Origin of the sequence: Pseudomonas sp. P5_152 (assembly GCF_033989915.1) — a bacterium.
GTDB lineage: Bacteria > Pseudomonadota > Gammaproteobacteria > Pseudomonadales > Pseudomonadaceae > Aquipseudomonas.
The window spans coordinates 3,175,253-3,196,848 of the sequence record NZ_JASFAH010000002.1; the positions used below are offsets into that span (position 1 = coordinate 3,175,253).

Sequence of the window (21,596 nt, forward strand, 5' to 3'; positions counted from 1 at the left end):
TCAACTGTTGTTGTGGTCGATCTTGATGGTTGGGTCGAGGCCGACCACCAGCGAGTTGACGCTCTGACCGGACCAGTTGTTGCCTTCCAGTTTGATCGTCACGTCGGCGTTGGCGATGCCACCTGCGGCATTAAGCTTGCCTTCGGAACTGACCTGCAACGTCGATACCCCTTCCACCGTGGTGATTTTCAGGAAGTTGTCGATGGTGCTGGCGCTCTCGCCCTGCAACAGGTCACGCAGATCGATGCGGTCACCTTCGCTGGCCTTGAAGTCCTTGATCACGTCATTGCCGGTATCACCAGACCTCCAGACGAAGGTGTCGGCACCCGAGCCGCCGGTCAGGATGTCATTGCCCGAACCGCCCAACAGGATGTCGTTGCCTTCACCGCCGAGCAGCGTGTCCTTGCCGGTGCCACCCAGCAGGATGTCATTGCCCTTGCCGCCGTCGAGCACATCGTCGCCGCCCTGGCCGAAGATGATGTCGTTGCCGGCACCGCCCAGCAGGTTATCGATACCGTCACGCGCCCCGGACACATCGAACTCGTTGTAGTGCTCGGTGACGTACTGGTGCACATTGCTGGCAGTGACCTTGCTGACGTCCACCCCGGTTTGCTGGCCAACGAAGGCCTGCATGGCCTGGTAACCCTCGCCGGCAATGCCGTTGAAGCTCACCAGGTCGCCGAAGATGATGTCGTTGCCATCACCGCCATCGACCTTGTCGGCACCCGGCAGGGTCGCCTCGGAGTGGCCGAGGATGGCATTGGCCAGGTCCTTCGGATCGATGTTGGTTTGCGGCTTGTCATCGGTGTCGTACGGAATCAGGTCGGCCGGCTTGATGGTCTTGTTCAGGCCGATCGCCTCGACCTGCGACAGGCCACTGAGCAACAGGAAGCTGCTGTTGGAGTTACTGGTCGTGCCATTCCTGTCATCGGTGTAGGAGATCTCATACGTACCGTCACCCTGCGCACGGATCGTGCCGAGGGTATTGGAGTTGTACCACTTGCCCGGCTCGTATTCCGTCCATTTGAGGACCTGGCCGTTACTGTTGATCAACTGGCGGCTCACACCGCCCAGGGTGATATACGCGGTATCGCCCAGTTTGTAGTTGTTGACGTTCAAGTAGTCGTCCAGCTTGCCGTCGTTTTTGGTGGTGCTGTAGTAGAAGTCCGCTACCACCGGGTTGGTCTGCTCGCCACTCTGGTAGTAGTTGGGCTGACCGTCGGTGATGAAGTACGTCAGGTTGGTGGCGCCTTTGTTACCCGTAGCCTGATCGCTCTGGAACCAGTTGGCCGTGGTCTTGAACACGTCCTCGTAGTTGGTGCCGCCGCCCGACTGCATCGACCTGACCATGCCCTGCAGTTGCTCCAGCGCGCCCTGGTCATTGAGGTTGACCGACAGTGTCTTGCTCACGGTGCTGTCGAACGTCGTCAGGAAGATGTTCACCGTCCCCGAGGAGTCCGCACCCAGGCTCTGCTTGAGGGTGTTGAACATCAGGGCCAGCGACTCCTTCGCTGCCTTGATCGAGGTGTCCATACTGCCGGAGGTGTCGACCATGAACGCGATGTTGTAGTTCTTGCCCTGGACCACGTTCAGGCCACCGATGTCGGCAATGACGATGTCATTGCTGTCGGTCCCCAGGATGTTGTCATCCTTGGTCGTGCCCATGATCGGGTTGTACGTCGCCGGGTATAGGGTCACCGGGATCTGCGCAGTACTTGGCGCGGAACCACCCAACTGCTCGGTGGACGTCGACGTCACCGTCAAGTTGAACGAGGTGCTGTGGTACGGCGGCGGGGTGATGGTCAGCGTGCCGAGGTTCCAGCCGGTGACAATCGCCTCGCCATTGGTCGCGGTGGCCGTGAAGGTATGACCGGCGCCATCGCTGAGCACGGAGCCCGCCGGAATCCCGCCGATCTTCACGCTCAGGCTTTCGGAACCGTCCCTGTCGGTCAGTTCGGTGGTGATGGCCGACAGCTTGATGGTGCCGCCTTCTGGACCGGTGTTGAGTTTGTAACCGTCGTAGTAACCCTCACCGTTGCTGCCGTGCAGATCGGAAACCGTGACACCGGCATTGATCAGGTCGTTGACGCCGGTGTAGATCGGCACGCCGGCATTATTCAGGTTGAGCACCGGACCGTTGTCCACCTTGAGGTTGACGTCGTAGCTGCCCGCGCCGCTCTGGTTGTGGTGGTAGATGTCCAGGGTGTAGTAACCGCTGGTGGTCGGCGTGAAGCTGCCGTTGAGCGTGCCGCCATTGCCCCACAGGGCGCTGGCCACGTTCTGGCCGCCAATGGTCACCAGCAGGCTGTCGTCGCCGGTACCGCTGAAGGAGTAGACCTTGCCGGCTTCGAGGTAAATCAGGCCGGAGGTTTTCGAGGCAACCCCAGCCGTCACACTGCCGTCCTGCACGTCGCTGACGGTGGTGCTGGTGTTTGGCTTGCCGGCCGCGTCGATCACCGATTTCAGGGTGTTGGTTGGTGCACCGCTGCCTGCACCATTGAAGCCGGTGTTCAGCGCAGTCAGGCCGGTCCAGGTTTCCTTGATCAAGCCGGTCGAGTTCACGTTGGTGCCGGCGATGCTCAGTGTTGGCGCATCGGCCTGCGGAGTGATATCGACCTTCAAGGTCGCTTCATTACCCAGGTTGAAGCCATCGGTAGGCTTGAACTTGATCTGCGCGTAATCCGCGGCTTTGTTGCCCACCCCGGTGCCGCCATAACCGTCGGCACCCGACTCGTTGCGTGCGGGCACAAACGTCAGTTTGCCGAGGGCGATATCCGCCTGGCTGATGGTTTGCCCAACCGTGACCTTGACCCCGTTGAACAGCAGCTCGCCAGCGCCCGATACCTGGGTGATGGTGATGCTCAACGGGCTGTCGTTATCGACGTCGGTGACCTTGAAGTTGTCCCAGGTCAGGGTCATGGTCGTGTCTTCGAGACCGGTAACGGCCCCGCCGACCGTCACAGGTGCATGGTCGTTGTCGACAATGGTGGTGATCACGCTGGACTTGTCCGGATTGATCCCCAGGTTTTCGAAGGAACCACCGGTAGCCTTGTCGATAGTGATCACGAAGTTCTCGGCACCTTCGACCAGCTTGTCATCGCGGGTGCTGATATCGAACCCGACATTGTTGCTGTTGGCCGGAATCGTGACCGTCACTACACCGCTGAAATCCACACCATCGATCGCGGTGCCAGTGTACTTCAAGGTCACCGTCACATCGGTCTTGGCGGTGTTGCTCAGGTTCAGCGTGTAATGCGCCGATTGGCCTTCGATCACCGAAGTCACACCACTGATACCCACGGTGGTCAGGTCGCCCTGGCCACTTGGTTCATCCGTCACGGTGGTGGTCAACGTGGTGTCTTTGAGCGTCAGCTTCTCGAAGTTCTCGTTACCGGTGACCGAAACCAGCTTGTTGACGATCGGAGCCTGGCCGCCAGTGAAGATGTCGTCCTTGGCAAAGACCACTGCAGTGCCCGTGGTGCCATTGGCCGGGATCTTGACCGTGGTGCCGTCGCTGAGTTTGAAGGTCAGCTCACCGTGGCTGGCCATTGGCAGGCCAGCGGTGTTGGTCAGGGTCACGGTGTAGGTGATCTGGCCGCCTTCGGCGACAGTGGTTTTATCCACACTCAGGGTGGCCGTCACTTCGGTGAGGGTGTCGCTGACTTTCACCACGGCTTCGCCGCCGAGCACCAGGTTCTCGAACGACTTGCCCGGAACCGTTGCGTCAGTGACGCTCAGCTTGATGGTTTCGCCGTCTTTATAGACGTCATCGCCCTGGGCTTTCAGCTCGTATGGAACGCTGGTGGTGCCGGCTTTGATCACCACGGTTGCACCGTTGCTCAAGGTGACGGTCAGGTCTTGTTTCAGTTCCTGATCGACTTTCACCGTGAACTTAGGCGCAGCGTTTTCCAGTACATCGCCATTGCTTTCGATGGTGACGGTGATCTTGTCGCCTTGGCCCGCTGGCTCGTCGGTGACGGTAGTGGTGTATTGGTCTTTGCCGAGGGTCAGCTTCTCGAAGTTGTTGGCCGAAACCGACTCGAGTTTGTTGACGATCGCATCCTGACCACCGGTGAAGATGTTGTCTTTGGCGGTGACCACGGCCGTGCCACTGGTGCTGTTGGCCGGGATCTTGATCTCGGTGCCGTCGGTGAGTTTGAAGGTCAACTCGCCGTGGCTCGCCATCGGCATGCCGGCAGCGTTGGTCAGGGTCACGGTGTAAGTAACTTCACCGCCCTCGGCGACAGTGGTTTTATCCACAGTCAGCGTAGCTTTCACCTCAGTGAGGGTGTCGCCAACTTTGACTACAGCCTCGTCGCCGAGCACCAGATTCTCGAACGACTGACCTGGAACTGTTGCGTCAGTGACGCTCAGTTTGATGGTTTCGCCGTCTTTGTAGACGTCATCGCCTTGGGCTTTCAGCTCGTATGGAACGCTGGTGGTGCCGGCTTTGATCACCACGGTTGCACCGTTGCTCAAGGTTACGGTCAGGTCTTGTTTCAGCTCCTGATCGACCTTGACGGTGAACTTCGGCGCAGCGTTTTCCAGTACATCGCCATTGCTTTCGATGGTGACAGTGATCTTGTCGCCTTGGCCCGATGGTTCGTCAGTGACCGAAGTGGTCAACGTCGTGTCGCCCAGTGTCAGCTTCTCGAAGTTGTTAGCCGAAACCGACTCGAGCTTGTTGACGATCGCGTCCTGACCGCCGGTGAAGATGTTGTCTTTGGCGGTGACAGTTGCGCTGGCCGAAGTCCCGTTCGCAGGAACGGTGATCTTGGTGCCGTCGGACAGAGTGAAGACCAGCGGACCATGGCTCGCCATCGGCATGCCGGCAGCGTTGGTCAGGGTCACGGTGTAGGTGACTTCACCGCCTTCGGCGACAGTGGATTTATCCACCGTCAGGGTGGCTTTCACCTCAGTGAGGGTGTCGTCGATGGTGACTTGGGCTTTGTCGCCCAGTACCAGGTTCTCGAAGGACTTGCCGTCGACGGTGGCATTGCTGACACCAACTTCCACGATTTGACCGTCTTTGTAGACGTCGTCGCCCTGGGCTTTCAGCTCGTATGGAACGCTGGTGGTGCCGGCTTTGATGACGACGGTGTCGCCGTTGCTCAGGGTCACGGTCAGGTCTTGTTTCAGTTCCTGATCAACCTTGACGGTGAACTTAGGCGCAGCATTTTCCAGTACGTCACCGTTGCTTTCGATGGTGACGGTGATCTTGTCGCCGTCAGTATCTGGCTCGTCAGTGACGGTGGTGGTGAATTGGTCTTTGCCGAGGGTCAGCTTCTCGAAGTTGTTAGCCGAGACCGACTCGAGTTTGTTGACGATCGCGTCCTGGCCGCCGGTGAAGATGTTGTCCTTAGCGGTGACCACTGCAGTACCACTGGTGCCGTTAGCCGGGATTTTCACCACGGTGCCATCGGTCAGCGTGAACTCCAGAGGACCATGGCTCGCCATCGGCATGCCAGCAGCGTTGGTCAGGGTCACGGTGTAGGTGATCTGGCCGCCTTCGGCGACAGTGGATTTATCCACAGTCAGGGTGGCTTTCACCTCAGTGAGGGTGTCGCCAACCTTGACCACAGCCTCGTCGCCGAGCACCAGGTTCTCGAAGGACTTGCCTGGAACCGTTGCGTCAGTGACGCTCAGCTTGATGGTTTCGCCGTCTTTGTAGACGTCGTCGCCTTGGGCTTTCAGCTCGTACGGCACGCTGGTGGTGCCAGCCTTGATCACCACGGTCGCGCCGTTGCTCAGGGTCACGGTCAGGTCTTGTTTCAGCTCCTGATCGACTTTCACCGTGAACTTAGGCGCAGCGTTTTCCAGCACATCGCCGTTGCTTTCGATGGTGACGGTGATCTTGTCGCCTTGGCCCGCTGGCTCGTCAGTAACGGTGGTGGTGTATTGGTCTTTGCCGAGGGTCAGCTTCTCGAAGTTGTTGGCCGAAACCGACTCGAGCTTGTTGACGATCGCGTCCTGGCCACCGGTGAAGATGTTGTCTTTGGCGGTGACCACGGCAGTGCCGCTGGTGCTGTTGGCCGGGATCTTGATCTCGGTGCCGTCGGTGAGTTTGAAGGTCAACTCGCCGTGGCTCGCCATCGGCATGCCAGCGGCGTTGGTCAGGGTTACGGTGTAAGTAACTTCACCACCTTCGGCGACAGTGGTTTTATCCACCGTCAGGGTGGCTTTCACCTCAGTGAGGGTGTCGCCAACCTTGACCACAGCCTCGTCGCCGAGCACCAGGTTTTCGAACGACTTGCCCGGAACCGTTGCGTCAGTGACGCTGAGTTTGATGGTTTCGCCGTCTTTGTAGACGTCGTCGCCCTGGGCTTTCAGCTCGTATGGAACGCTGGTGGTGCCAGCTTTGATCACAACAACGGCGCCGTTGCTCAAGGTCACGGTCAGGTCTTGTTTCAGTTCCTGATCCACTTTCACCGTGAACTTCGGTGCAGCGTTTTCCAGCACGTCGCCGTTGCTTTCGATGGTGACAGTGATCTTGTCGCCTTGGCCCGATGGCTCGTCGGTGACCGAAGTGGTCAACGTCGTGTCGCCGAGGGTCAGCTTCTCGAAGTTGTTAGCCGAGACGGTCTCGAGTTTATTGACGATCGCATCCTGACCACCGGTGAAGATGTTGTCTTTGGCGGTGACCACGGCAGTACCACTGGTGCCGTTAGCCGGGATTTTCACCACGGTGCCATCGGTCAGCGTGAACTCCAGAGGACCATGGCTCGCCATCGGCATGCCGGCGGCGTTGGTCAGGGTCACGGTGTAGGTGACTTCACCACCTTCGGCGACGGTGGATTTATCCACCGTCAGGGTGGCCTTCACCTCAGTGAGGGTGTCGCCAACCTTGACCACAGCCTCGTCGCCGAGTACCAGATTCTCGAACGACTGACCTGGAACCGTTGCGTCAGTGACGCTCAGTTTGATGGTTTCGCCGTCTTTGTAGACGTCGTCGCCCTGGGCTTTCAGCTCGTACGGCACGCTGGTGGTGCCGGCTTTGATCACCACGGTTGCACCGTTGCTCAGGGTGACGGTCAGGTCTTGTTTCAGTTCCTGATCGACCTTGACGGTGAACTTAGGCGCAGCGTTTTCCAGCACATCGCCATTGCTTTCGATGGTGACGGTGATCTTGTCGCCTTCGTTAGTCGGATCTTTTGGATCGCCCGAGCCAGGCTCGTCAGTGACCGAAGTGCTCAACGTCGTGTCGCCGAGGGTCAGCTTCTCGAAATTGTTAGCCGAAACCGACTCGAGCTTGTTGACGATCGCGTCCTGGCCACCGGTGAAGATGTTGTCTTTGGCGGTGACCACGGCAGTACCACTGGTGCCGTTAGCCGGGATTTTCACCACGGTGCCATCGGTCAGCGTGAACTCCAGAGGACCATGGCTGGCCATCGGCATGCCAGCAGCATTGGTCAGGGTCACGGTGTAAGTAACTTCACCGCCTTCGGCGACAGTGGATTTATCCACAGTCAGGGTGGCTTTCACCTCAGTGAGGGTGTCGCCAACCTTGACCACAGCCTCGTCGCCGAGCACCAGGTTCTCGAAAGATTTACCTGGAACCGTTGCGTCAGTGACGCTGAGTTTGATGGTTTCGCCGTCTTTGTAGACGTCATCGCCCTGGGCTTTCAGCTCGTACGGCACGCTGGTGGTGCCAGCTTTGATCACCACGGTCGCGCCGTTGCTCAAGGTCACGGTCAGGTCTTGTTTCAGCTCCTGATCGACTTTCACCGTGAACTTCGGAGCGGCGTTTTCCAGGACGTCGCCATTGCTTTCGATGGTGACGGTGATCTTGTCGCCTTCGTTAGCCGGATCTTTTGGATCGCCCGAACCTGGCTCGTCAGTGACCGAAGTGGTCAACGTCGTGTCGCCCAGTGTCAGCTTCTCGAAGTTGTTAGCCGAGACCGACTCGAGTTTGTTGACGATCGCATCCTGGCCACCGGTGAAGATGTTGTCTTTGGCGGTGACCACAGCCGTACCACTGGTGCCGTTAGCCGGGATTTTCACCACGGTGCCATCGGTCAGCGTGAACTCCAGAGGACCATGGCTGGCCATTGGCATGCCGGCAGCGTTGGTCAGGGTCACGGTGTAAGTGACTTCGCCGCCTTCAGCGACAGTGGTTTTATCCACAGTCAGGGTGGCCTTCACCTCGGTGAGGGTGTCGCCAACCTTGACCACAGCCTCGTCGCCGAGCACCAGGTTTTCGAACGACTTGCCCGGAACTGTTGCGTCAGTGACGCTGAGCTTGATGGTTTCACCGTCTTTGTAGACGTCATCGCCCTGGGCTTTAAGTTCGTACGGCACGCTGGTGGTGCCGGCCTTGATCACCACGGTCGCGCCGTTGCTCAAGGTTACGGTCAGGTCTTGTTTCAGTTCCTGATCGACTTTCACCGTGAATTTAGGCGCAGCGTTTTCCAGGACGTCGCCATTGCTTTCGATGGTGACGGTGATTTTGTCGCCTTCGTTAGCTGGGTCTTTTGGATCGCCCGAGCCTGGCTCGTCGGTGACCGAAGTGGTCAACGTCGTGTCGCCGAGGGTCAGCTTCTCGAAGTTGTTAGCCGAGACGGATTCCAGCTTGTTGACGATCGCATCCTGACCACCGGTGAAGATGTTGTCTTTGGCGGTGACCACGGCAGTGCCGGTGGTGCCGTTAGCCGGGATTTTCACCACGGTGCCATCGGTCAGCGTGAACTCCAGAGGACCATGGCTGGCCATTGGCATGCCGGCAGCGTTGGTCAGGGTCACGGTGTAAGTAACTTCACCGCCTTCAGCGACAGTGGTTTTATCCACAGTCAGGGTGGCCTTCACCTCGGTGAGGGTGTCGCCAACCTTGACCACAGCCTCGTCGCCAAGCACCAGGTTCTCGAACGACTTGCCCGGAACCGTTGCGTCAGTGACGCTGAGCTTGATGGTTTCGCCGTCTTTGTAGACGTCATCGCCTTGGGCTTTCAGCTCGTATGGAACGCTGGTGGTGCCGGCTTTGATCACCACGGTTGCACCGTTGCTCAGGGTTACGGTCAGGTCTTGCTTGAGTTCCTGATCGACTTTGATGGTGAACTTCGGCGCAGCGTTTTCCAGCACGTCGCCGTTGCTTTCGATGGTGACGGTGATCTTGTCGCCGTCAGCACCTGGCTCGTCAGTGACGGTGGTGGTGTATTGGTCTTCGCCGAGGGTCAGCTTCTCGAAGTTGTTGGCCGAGACGGATTCCAGCTTGTTGATGATCGCGTCCTGGCCGCCGGTGAAGATGTTGTCTTTGGCGGTGACTACAGCCGTACCACTGGTGCCGTTAGCCGGGATTTTCACCACGGTGCCATCGGTCAGGGTGAACTCCAGCGGACCATGGCTCGCCATCGGCATGCCAGCAGCATTGGTCAGGGTCACGGTGTAAGTGACTTCACCGCCTTCGGCGACAGTGGTTTTATCCACAGTCAGTGTGGCTTTCACCTCGGTGAGAGTGTCACCCACCTTGACCACAGCTTCGTCGCCGAGCACCAGGTTCTCGAAAGATTTACCTGGAACCGTTGCGTCAGTGACGCTGAGCTTGATGGTTTCGCCGTCTTTGTAGACGTCATCGCCCTGGGCTTTCAGCTCGTACGGAACGCTGGTGGTGCCGGCCTTGATCACGACGGTCGCGCCGTTGCTCAGGGTCACGGTCAGGTCTTGCTTGAGTTCCTGATCGACTTTGACGGTGAACTTCGGAGCAGCGTTTTCCAGTACATCGCCGTTGCTTTCGATGGTGACGGTGATTTTGTCGCCTTGGCCCGATGGCTCGTCGGTGACCGAAGTGGTCAATGTCGTGTCGCCCAGTGTCAGCTTCTCGAAGTTGTTAGCCGAAACCGACTCGAGCTTGTTGACGATCGCGTCCTGGCCACCGGTGAAGATGTTGTCTTTGGCGGTGACCACGGCAGTGCCGCTGGTGCCGTTAGCCGGAATCTTGATCTCGGTGCCGTCGGTGAGTTTGAAGGTCAACTCGCCATGGTTCGCCATCGGCATGCCGGCAGCGTTGGTCAGGGTCACGGTGTAAGTAACTTCACCGCCTTCAGCGACAGTGGATTTATCCACAGTCAGGGTGGCTTTCACCTCAGTGAGGGTGTCGCCAACCTTGACCACAGCCTCGTCGCCGAGCACCAGGTTTTCGAACGACTTGCCCGGAACCGTTGCGTCAGTGACGCTGAGCTTGATGGTTTCGCCGTCTTTGTAGACGTCGTCGCCTTGGGCTTTCAGCTCGTATGGAACGCTGGTGGTGCCGGCTTTGATCACGACGGTTGCACCGTTGCTCAAGGTCACGGTCAGGTCTTGCTTGAGTTCCTGATCGACTTTGACGGTGAACTTCGGAGCAGCGTTTTCCAGTACATCGCCGTTGCTTTCGATGGTGACGGTGATTTTGTCGCCTTGGCCCGATGGCTCGTCGGTGACCGAAGTGGTCAATGTCGTGTCGCCCAGTGTCAGCTTCTCGAAGTTGTTAGCCGAAACCGACTCGAGCTTGTTGACGATCGCGTCCTGGCCACCGGTGAAGATGTTGTCTTTGGCGGTGACCACGGCAGTGCCGCTGGTGCCGTTAGCCGGAATCTTGATCTCGGTGCCGTCGGTGAGTTTGAAGGTCAACTCGCCATGGTTCGCCATCGGCATGCCGGCAGCGTTGGTCAGGGTCACGGTGTAAGTAACTTCACCGCCTTCAGCGACAGTGGATTTATCCACAGTCAGGGTGGCTTTCACCTCAGTGAGGGTGTCGCCAACCTTGACCACAGCCTCGTCGCCGAGCACCAGGTTTTCGAACGACTTGCCCGGAACCGTTGCGTCAGTGACGCTGAGCTTGATGGTTTCGCCGTCTTTGTAGACGTCGTCGCCTTGGGCTTTCAGCTCGTATGGAACGCTGGTGGTGCCGGCTTTGATCACGACGGTTGCACCGTTGCTCAAGGTCACGGTCAGGTCTTGCTTGAGTTCCTGATCGACTTTGACGGTGAACTTCGGAGCAGCGTTTTCCAGTACATCGCCGTTGCTTTCGATGGTGACGGTGATTTTGTCGCCTTGGCCCGATGGCTCGTCGGTGACCGAAGTGGTCAACGTCGTGTCACCCAGTGTTAGCTTCTCGAAGTTGTTAGCCGAGACGGATTCCAGCTTGTTGACGATCGCATCCTGGCCGCCGGTGAAGATGTTGTCTTTGGCGGTAACCACTGCAGTACCGGTGGTGCCGTTTGCCGGGATCTTGATCTCGGTGCCGTCGGTGAGTTTGAAGGTCAATTCGCCATGGCTCGCCATCGGCATGCCAGCAGCATTGGTCAGGGTCACGGTGTAAGTAACTTCACCGCCTTCGGCGACAGTGGTTTTATCCACAGTCAGTGTGGCTTTCACCTCGGTGAGAGTGTCACCCACCTTGACCACAGCTTCGTCGCCGAGCACCAGGTTCTCGAAAGATTTACCTGGAACCGTTGCGTCAGTGACGCTGAGCTTGATGGTTTCGCCGTCTTTGTAGACGTCATCGCCTTGCGCTTTCAGTTCGTATGGAACGCTGGTGGTGCCGGCTTTGATCACCACGGTTGCACCGTTGCTCAGGGTCACGGTCAGGTCTTGTTTCAGTTCCTGATCGACTTTGACGGTGAACTTCGGCGCAGCGTTTTCCAGCACGTCGCCGTTGCTTTCGATGGTGACGGTGATTTTGTCGCCGTCAGTACCTGGCTCGTCGGTAACGGTGGTGGTGTATTGGTCTTCGCCGAGGGTCAACTTCTCGAAGTTGTTAGTCGAAACCGACTCGAGCTTGTTGACGATCGCGTCCTGACCGCCGGTGAAGATGTTGTCTTTGGCGGTGACAGTTGCGCTGGCCGAAGTCCCGTTCGCAGGAACGGTGATTTTGGTGCCGTCGGACAGAGTGAAGACCAGCGGACCATGGCTCGCCATCGGCATGCCAGCGGCGTTGGTCAGGGTTACGGTGTAAGTGACTTCACCGCCCTCGGCGACAGTGGTTTTATCCACAGTCAGGGTGGCTTTCACCTCAGTGAGGGTGTCGCCAACCTTGACCACAGCCTCGTCGCCGAGCACCAGGTTCTCGAACGATTTACCTGGAACCGTTGCGTCAGTGACGCTCAGTTTGATGGTTTCGCCGTCTTTGTAGACGTCATCGCCTTGGGCTTTCAGCTCGTATGGAACGCTGGTGGTGCCGGCTTTGATCACCACGGTTGCACCGTTGCTCAGGGTCACGGTCAGGTCTTGTTTCAGTTCCTGATCAACCTTGACGGTGAACTTAGGCGCAGCATTTTCCAGTACATCACCGTTGCTTTCGATGGTGACGGTGATCTTGTCGCCTTGGCCCGATGGCTCGTCGGTGACCGAAGTGGTCAATGTCGTGTCGCCCAGTGTCAGCTTCTCGAAGTTGTTAGCCGAAACCGACTCGAGCTTGTTGACGATCGCGTCCTGGCCACCGGTGAAGATGTTGTCTTTGGCGGTGACCACGGCAGTGCCGCTGGTGCCGTTAGCCGGGATTTTCACCACGGTGCCATCGGTCAGCGTGAACTCCAGAGGACCATGGCTGGCCATTGGCATGCCGGCAGCGTTGGTCAGGGTCACGGTGTAAGTAACTTCACCGCCTTCAGCGACAGTGGTTTTATCCACAGTCAGGGTGGCCTTCACCTCGGTGAGGGTGTCGCCAACCTTGACCACAGCCTCGTCGCCGAGCACCAGGTTTTCGAACGACTTGCCCGGAACTGTTGCGTCAGTGACGCTGAGCTTGATGGTTTCACCGTCTTTGTAGACGTCATCGCCCTGGGCTTTAAGTTCGTACGGCACGCTGGTGGTGCCGGCCTTGATCACCACGGTCGCGCCGTTGCTCAGGGTCACGGTCAGGTCTTGCTTGAGTTCCTGATCGACTTTCACTGTGAACTTCGGAGCAGCGTTTTCCAGCACGTCGCCATTGCTTTCGATGGTGACGGTGATCTTGTCGCCTTCGTTGGCCGGATCTTTTGGATCGCCCGAGCCTGGTTCGTCCGTCACGCTGGTAGTCAGCGTGGTATCGCCCAAGGTCAGCTTCTCGAAGTTGTTGGCCGAAACCGACTCGAGTTTGTTGACGATCGCGTCCTGGCCGCCGGTGAAGATGTTGTCTTTGGCGGTGACCACAGCAGTGCCGCTGGTGCCGTTAGCCGGGATTTTCACCACGGTGCCATCGGTCAGCGTGAACTCCAGAGGACCATGGCTGGCCATTGGCATGCCGGCAGCGTTGGTCAGGGTCACGGTGTAAGTAACTTCACCGCCTTCGGCGACAGTGGTTTTATCCACAGTCAGGGTGGCCTTCACCTCGGTGAGGGTGTCGCCAACCTTGACCACAGCCTCGTCGCCGAGCACCAGGTTCTCGAAGGACTTACCCGGAACCGTTGCGTCAGTGACGCTCAGTTTGATGGTTTCGCCGTCTTTGTAGACGTCATCGCCCTGGGCTTTCAGTTCGTATGGAACGCTGGTGGTGCCAGCTTTGATCACCACGGTCGCGCCGTTGCTCAGGGTCACGGTCAGGTCTTGCTTGAGTTCCTGATCGACTTTCACTGTGAACTTCGGAGCAGCGTTTTCCAGCACGTCGCCATTGCTTTCGATGGTGACGGTGATCTTGTCGCCTTCGTTGGCCGGATCTTTTGGATCGCCCGAGCCTGGTTCGTCCGTCACGCTGGTAGTCAGCGTGGTATCGCCCAAGGTCAGCTTCTCGAAGTTGTTGGCCGAAACCGACTCGAGTTTGTTGACGATCGCGTCCTGGCCGCCGGTGAAGATGTTGTCTTTGGCGGTGACCACGGCAGTGCCGCTGGTGCCGTTAGCCGGGATTTTCACCACGGTGCCATCGGTCAGCGTGAACTCCAGAGGACCATGGCTGGCCATTGGCATGCCGGCGGCGTTGGTCAGGGTCACGGTGTAAGTGACTTCGCCGCCTTCGGCGACAGTGGATTTATCCACAGTCAGGGTGGCTTTCACCTCAGTGAGGGTGTCGCCAACCTTGACCACAGCCTCGTCGCCAAGCACCAGGTTCTCGAAGGACTTGCCCGGAACCGTTGCGTCAGTGACGCTGAGCTTGATGGTTTCGCCGTCTTTGTAGACGTCATCGCCCTGGGCTTTCAGCTCGTACGGAACGCTGGTGGTGCCGGCCTTGATCACGACGGTCGCGCCGTTGCTCAGGGTCACGGTCAGGTCTTGCTTGAGTTCCTGATCGACTTTGACGGTGAACTTCGGAGCAGCGTTTTCCAGTACATCGCCGTTGCTTTCGATGGTGACGGTGATTTTGTCGCCTTGGCCCGATGGCTCGTCGGTGACCGAAGTGGTCAATGTCGTGTCGCCCAGTGTCAGCTTCTCGAAGTTGTTAGCCGAAACCGACTCGAGCTTGTTGACGATCGCGTCCTGGCCACCGGTGAAGATGTTGTCTTTGGCGGTGACCACGGCAGTGCCGCTGGTGCCGTTAGCCGGAATCTTGATCTCGGTGCCGTCGGTGAGTTTGAAGGTCAACTCGCCGTGGCTGGCCATTGGCATGCCGGCAGCGTTGGTCAGGGTCACGGTGTAGGTGACTTCACCGCCTTCGGCGACGGTGGATTTATCCACAGTCAGGGTGGCTTTCACCTCAGTGAGGGTGTCGCCAACCTTGACCACAGCCTCGTCGCCGAGCACCAGGTTCTCGAAGGACTTGCCCGGAACCGTTGCGTCAGTGACGCTGAGCTTGATGGTTTCGCCGTCTTTGTAGACGTCATCGCCCTGGGCTTTCAGCTCGTACGGCACGCTGGTGGTGCCGGCCTTGATCACGACGGTCGCGCCGTTGCTCAGGGTCACGGTCAGGTCTTGCTTGAGTTCCTGATCGACTTTGACGGTGAACTTCGGAGCAGCGTTTTCCAGTACATCGCCGTTGCTTTCGATGGTGACGGTGATTTTGTCGCCTTGGCCCGATGGCTCGTCGGTGACCGAAGTGGTCAATGTCGTGTCGCCCAGTGTCAGCTTCTCGAAGTTGTTAGCCGAAACCGACTCGAGCTTGTTGACGATCGCGTCCTGGCCACCGGTGAAGATGTTGTCTTTGGCGGTGACCACGGCAGTGCCGCTGGTGCCGTTAGCCGGAATCTTGATCTCGGTGCCGTCGGTGAGTTTGAAGGTCAACTCGCCGTGGCTGGCCATTGGCATGCCGGCAGCGTTGGTCAGGGTCACGGTGTAGGTGACTTCACCGCCTTCGGCGACAGTGGATTTATCCACAGTCAGGGTAGCTTTCACCTCAGTGAGGGTGTCGCCAACCTTGACCACAGCCTCGTCGCCGAGCACCAGGTTTTCGAACGACTTGCCCGGAACCGTTGCGTCAGTGACGCTGAGTTTGATGGTTTCGCCGTCTTTGTAGACGTCGTCGCCCTGGGCTTTAAGTTCGTACGGCACGCTGGTGGTGCCGGCTTTGATCACCACGGTCGCGCCGTTGCTCAAGGTTACGGTCAGGTCTTGTTTCAGTTCCTGATCGACCTTCACCGTGAATTTAGGCGCAGCGTTTTCCAGGACGTCGCCATTGCTTTCGATGGTGACGGTGATTTTGTCGCCTTGGCCCGCTGGCTCGTCGGTGACGGTAGTGGTGTATTGGTCTTTGCCGAGGGTCAGCTTCTCGAAGTTGTTGGCCGAAACCGACTCGAGTTTGTTGACGATCGCATCCTGACCACCGGTGAAGATGTTGTCTTTGGCGGTGACCACGGCCGTGCCACTGGTGCTGTTGGCCGGGATCTTGATCTCGGTGCCGTCGGTGAGTTTGAAGGTCAACTCGCCGTGGCTCGCCATCGGCATGCCGGCAGCGTTGGTCAGGGTCACGGTGTAAGTAACTTCACCGCCCTCGGCGACAGTGGTTTTATCCACAGTCAGCGTAGCTTTCACCTCAGTGAGGGTGTCGCCAACTTTGACTACAGCCTCGTCGCCGAGCACCAGATTCTCGAACGACTGACCTGGAACTGTTGCGTCAGTGACGCTCAGTTTGATGGTTTCGCCGTCTTTGTAGACGTCATCGCCTTGGGCTTTCAGCTCGTATGGAACGCTGGTGGTGCCGGCTTTGATCACCACGGTTGCACCGTTGCTCAAGGTTACGGTCAGGTCTTGTTTCAGCTCCTGATCGACCTTGACGGTGAACTTCGGCGCAGCGTTTTCCAGTACATCGCCATTGCTTTCGATGGTGACAGTGATCTTGTCGCCTTGGCCCGATGGTTCGTCAGTGACCGAAGTGGTCAACGTCGTGTCGCCCAGTGTCAGCTTCTCGAAGTTGTTAGCCGAAACCGACTCGAGCTTGTTGACGATCGCGTCCTGACCGCCGGTGAAGATGTTGTCTTTGGCGGTGACAGTTGCGCTGGCCGAAGTCCCGTTCGCAGGAACGGTGATCTTGGTGCCGTCGGACAGAGTGAAGACCAGCGGACCATGGCTCGCCATCGGCATGCCGGCAGCGTTGGTCAGGGTCACGGTGTAGGTGACTTCACCGCCTTCGGCGACAGTGGATTTATCCACCGTCAGGGTGGCTTTCACCTCAGTGAGGGTGTCGTCGATGGTGACTTGGGCTTTGTCGCCCAGTACCAGGTTCTCGAAGGACTTGCCGTCGACGGTGGCATTGCTGACACCAACTTCCACGATTTGACCGTCTTTGTAGACGTCGTCGCCCTGGGCTTTCAGCTCGTATGGAACGCTGGTGGTGCCAGCTTTGATCACAACAACGGCGCCGTTGCTCAAGGTCACGGTCAGGTCTTGCTTGAGTTCCTGATCGACTTTGACGGTGAACTTCGGAGCAGCGTTTTCCAGTACATCGCCGTTGCTTTCGATGGTGACGGTGATTTTGTCGCCTTGGCCCGATGGCTCGTCGGTGACCGAAGTGGTCAACGTCGTGTCACCCAGTGTTAGCTTCTCGAAGTTGTTAGCCGAGACGGATTCCAGCTTGTTGACGATCGCATCCTGGCCGCCGGTGAAGATGTTGTCTTTGGCGGTGACCACGGCAGTACCGGTGGTGCCGTTTGCCGGGATCTTGATCTCGGTGCCGTCGGTGAGTTTGAAGGTCAATTCGCCATGGCTCGCCATCGGCATGCCAGCAGCATTGGTCAGGGTCACGGTGTAAGTAACTTCACCGCCTTCGGCGACAGTGGTTTTATCCACAGTCAGTGTGGCTTTCACCTCGGTGAGAGTGTCACCCACCTTGACCACAGCTTCGTCGCCGAGCACCAGGTTCTCGAAAGATTTACCTGGAACCGTTGCGTCAGTGACGCTGAGCTTGATGGTTTCGCCGTCTTTGTAGACGTCATCGCCTTGCGCTTTCAGTTCGTATGGAACGCTGGTGGTGCCGGCTTTGATCACCACGGTTGCACCGTTGCTCAGGGTCACGGTCAGGTCTTGTTTCAGTTCCTGATCGACTTTGACGGTGAACTTCGGCGCAGCGTTTTCCAGCACGTCGCCGTTGCTTTCGATGGTGACGGTGATTTTGTCGCCGTCAGTACCTGGCTCGTCGGTAACGGTGGTGGTGTATTGGTCTTCGCCGAGGGTCAACTTCTCGAAGTTGTTAGTCGAAACCGACTCGAGCTTGTTGACGATCGCGTCCTGACCGCCGGTGAAGATGTTGTCTTTGGCGGTGACAGTTGCGCTGGCCGAAGTCCCGTTCGCAGGAACGGTGATTTTGGTGCCGTCGGACAGAGTGAAGACCAGCGGACCATGGCTCGCCATCGGCATGCCAGCGGCGTTGGTCAGGGTTACGGTGTAAGTAACTTCACCACCTTCGGCGACAGTGGTTTTATCCACCGTCAGGGTGGCTTTCACCTCAGTGAGGGTGTCGCCAACCTTGACCACAGCCTCGTCGCCGAGCACCAGGTTTTCGAACGACTTGCCCGGAACCGTTGCGTCAGTGACGCTCAGTTTGATGGTTTCGCCGTCTTTGTAGACGTCATCGCCTTGGGCTTTCAGCTCGTATGGAACGCTGGTGGTGCCGGCTTTGATCACCACGGTTGCACCGTTGCTCAGGGTCACGGTCAGGTCTTGTTTCAGTTCCTGATCAACCTTGACGGTGAACTTAGGCGCAGCATTTTCCAGTACATCACCGTTGCTTTCGATGGTGACGGTGATCTTGTCGCCTTGGCCCGATGGCTCGTCGGTGACCGAAGTGGTCAATGTCGTGTCGCCCAGTGTCAGCTTCTCGAAGTTGTTAGCCGAAACCGACTCGAGCTTGTTGACGATCGCGTCCTGGCCACCGGTGAATATGTTGTCTTTGGCGGTGACCACGGCAGTACCACTGGTGCCGTTAGCCGGGATTTTCACCACGGTGCCATCGGTCAGCGTGAACTCCAGAGGACCATGGCTCGCCATCGGCATGCCGGCGGCGTTGGTCAGGGTCACGGTGTAGGTGACTTCACCACCTTCGGCGACGGTGGATTTATCCACCGTCAGGGTGGCCTTCACCTCAGTGAGGGTGTCGCCAACCTTGACCACAGCCTCGTCGCCGAGTACCAGATTCTCGAACGACTGACCTGGAACCGTTGCGTCAGTGACGCTCAGTTTGATGGTTTCGCCGTCTTTGTAGACGTCGTCGCCCTGGGCTTTCAGTTCGTATGGAACGCTGGTGGTGCCAGCTTTGATCACCACGGTCGCGCCGTTGCTCAGGGTCACGGTCAGGTCTTGCTTGAGTTCCTGATCGACTTTCACCGTGAACTTCGGAGCAGCGTTTTCCAGTACGTCGCCGTTGCTTTCGATGGTGACGGTGATCTTGTCGCCTTCGTTGGCCGGATCTTTTGGATCGCCCGAGCCTGGTTCGTCCGTCACGCTGGTAGTCAGCGTGGTATCGCCCAAGGTCAGCTTCTCGAAGTTGTTGGCCGAAACCGACTCGAGTTTATTGACGATCGCGTCCTGACCGCCGGTGAAGATGTTGTCTTTGGCGGTGACCACTGCAGTACCGCTGGTGCCGTTAGCCGGGATCTTGATCTCGGTGCCGTCGGTGAGTCTGAAGGTCAACTCGCCGTGGCTGGCCATCGGCATGCCGGCGGCGTTGGTCAGGGTCACGGTGTAGGTGACTTCGCCGCCTTCGGCGACAGTGGATTTATCCACAGTCAGGGTGGCTTTCACCTCAGTGAGGGTGTCGCCAACCTTGACCACAGCCTCGTCGCCAAGCACCAGGTTCTCGAACGACTTGCCCGGAACCGTTGCGTCAGTGACGCTGAGCTTGATGGTTTCGCCGTCTTTGTAGACGTCGTCGCCTTGGGCTTTCAGTTCGTATGGAACGCTGGTGGTGCCGGCCTTGATCACCACGGTCGCGCCGTTGCTCAAGGTTACGGTCAGGTCTTGTTTCAGTTCCTGATCAACCTTGACGGTGAACTTAGGCGCAGCATTTTCCAGTACGTCACCGTTGCTTTCGATGGTGACGGTGATCTTGTCGCCGTCAGTACCTGGCTCGTCAGTGACAGTGGTGGTGAACTGGTCTTTGCCGAGGGTCAACTTCTCGAAGTTGTTAGCCGAGACGGATTCCAGCTTGTTGACGATTGCATCCTGGCCACCGGTGAAGATGTTGTCTTTGGCGGTGACAGTTGCGCTGGCCGAAGTCCCATTCGCAGGAACGGTGATTTTGGTGCCGTCGGACAGGGTGAAGACCAGCGGGCCGTGGTTGCTCATCGGCAAACCGGCAGCGTTGGTCAGGGTCACGGTGTAGGTGACGGAACCGCCTTCGGTGACGGTGGATTTATCCACAGACAGAGTGGCAACCACTTCAGACAGGGTGTCGCCGATGGTGACTTGGGCCTTGTCGCCCAGCACCAGATTCTCGAAGGATTTGCCGTCGACGGTGGCATTGCTGACACCAACTTCCACGACTTGACCGTCTTTGTAGACGTCATCGCCCTGGGCTTTCAGTTCGTACGGCACGCTGTTGGTGCCGGCTTTGATGACCACGGTATCGCCGTTGCTCAGGGTGACGGTCAAGTCTTGTTTGAGGACCTGATCGACCTTGACGGTGAACTTAGGTGCAGCGTTTTCCAGCACGTCGCCGTTGCTTTCGATGGTGACGGTGATCTTGTCGCCGTCAGTACCTGGCTCGTCAGTGACCGAAGTGGTCAACGTCGTGTCGCCCAGGGTCAGCTTCTCGAAATTCTCTGCGCCAGTAACCGAAACCAGTTTGTTGACGATTGGTGTCTGGCCGCCAGCGAAGATGTCGTCTTTGGCGGTGACGGTCGCGCTGGCCGAAGTCCCATTCGCAGGAACGGTGATTTTGGTGCCGTCGGACAGGGTGAAGACCAGCGGGCCGTGGCTGCTCATTGGCAAGCCAGCAGCGTTGGTCAGGGTCACGGTGTAGGTGACGGAGCCGCCTTCGGTGACGGTGGTTTTATCCACAGACAGAGTGGCGACCACTTCAGACAGGGTGTCGCCGATGGTGACTTGGGCTTTGTCGCCCAGCACCAGGTTCTCGAACGACTTACCGTCGACGGTGGCATTGCTGACAGCGACTTCCACAACTTGACCGTCTTTGTAGACGTCATCGCCCTGGGCTTTCAGTTCGTACGGCACGCTGTTGGTGCCGGCTTTGATGACCACGGTATCGCCGTTGCTCAGGGTGACGGTCAAGTCTTGTTTGAGGACCTGATCGACCTTGACGGTGAACTTAGGTGCAGCGTTTTCCAGCACGTCGCCGTTGCTTTCGATGGTGACGGTGATCTTGTCGCCGTCAGTACCTGGCTCGTCAGTGACCGAAGTGGTCAACGTCGTGTCGCCCAGGGTCAGCTTCTCGAAATTCTCTGCGCCAGTAACCGAAACCAGTTTGTTGACGATTGGTGTCTGGCCGCCAGCGAAGATGTCGTCTTTGGCGGTGACGGTCGCGCTGGCCGAAGTCCCATTCGCAGGAACGGTGATTTTGGTGCCGTCGGACAGGGTGAAGACCAGCGGGCCGTGGCTGCTCATTGGCAAGCCAGCAGCGTTGGTCAGGGTCACGGTGTAGGTGACGGAGCCGCCTTCGGTGACGGTGGTTTTATCCACAGACAGAGTGGCGACCACTTCAGACAGGGTGTCGCCGATGGTGACTTGGGCTTTGTCGCCCAGCACCAGGTTTTCGAAGGACTTGCCGTCAACGGTGGCATTGCTGACACCGACTTCCACAACTTGACCGTCTTTGTAGACGTCATCGCCCTGGGCTTTCAGCTCGTACGGCGTGCTGCTGGTGCCGGCTTTGATGACGACGGTGTCGCCGTTGCTCAGGGTGACGGTCAGGTCCTGTTTGAGGACTTGATCAACCTTGACGGTGAACTTAGGTGCAGCGTTTTCCAGCACGTCGCCGTTGCTTTCGATGGTGACGGTGATCTTGTCGCCTTCGCCCGAGGGTTGGTCGGTGACGGTGGTGGTGAACTGGTCTTTGCCCAGGGTCAGTTTCTCGAACTGATCGGCGCCAGAAACGCTTTCCAGCTTGTTGACCAGCGCTGGCTGACCGCCGGTGAAGATGTCGTTGCTGGTGACCACGGTAGCCGTGCCGGTGGTGCTGTTGGCTGGAACGGTGATGGTGGTGCCGTCGGAGAGCTTGAAGGTCAGTTCGCCGTGGTTGCTCATTGGCAGGCCAGCGGCGTTGGTCAGGGTCACGGTGTAGGTGACGGAACCGCCTTCGGTGACGGTGGTTTTATCCACAGACAGAGTGG

Annotated in this window: 1 protein-coding gene (cut by a window edge); it reads right to left on the reverse strand. The window is 58.2% G+C overall.

The annotated features are described in order from the left end of the window. Positions 1–21,596, reverse strand: partial view of a retention module-containing protein gene (locus QMK50_RS14610; RefSeq protein WP_320333367.1) — the 3' portion only. It continues 8,422 nt past the right edge of the window; the window shows 21,596 of its 30,018 coding nt (coding positions 8,423–30,018); the start codon falls outside the window, past its right edge — the gene reads right to left on this strand; the stop codon is at positions 1–3.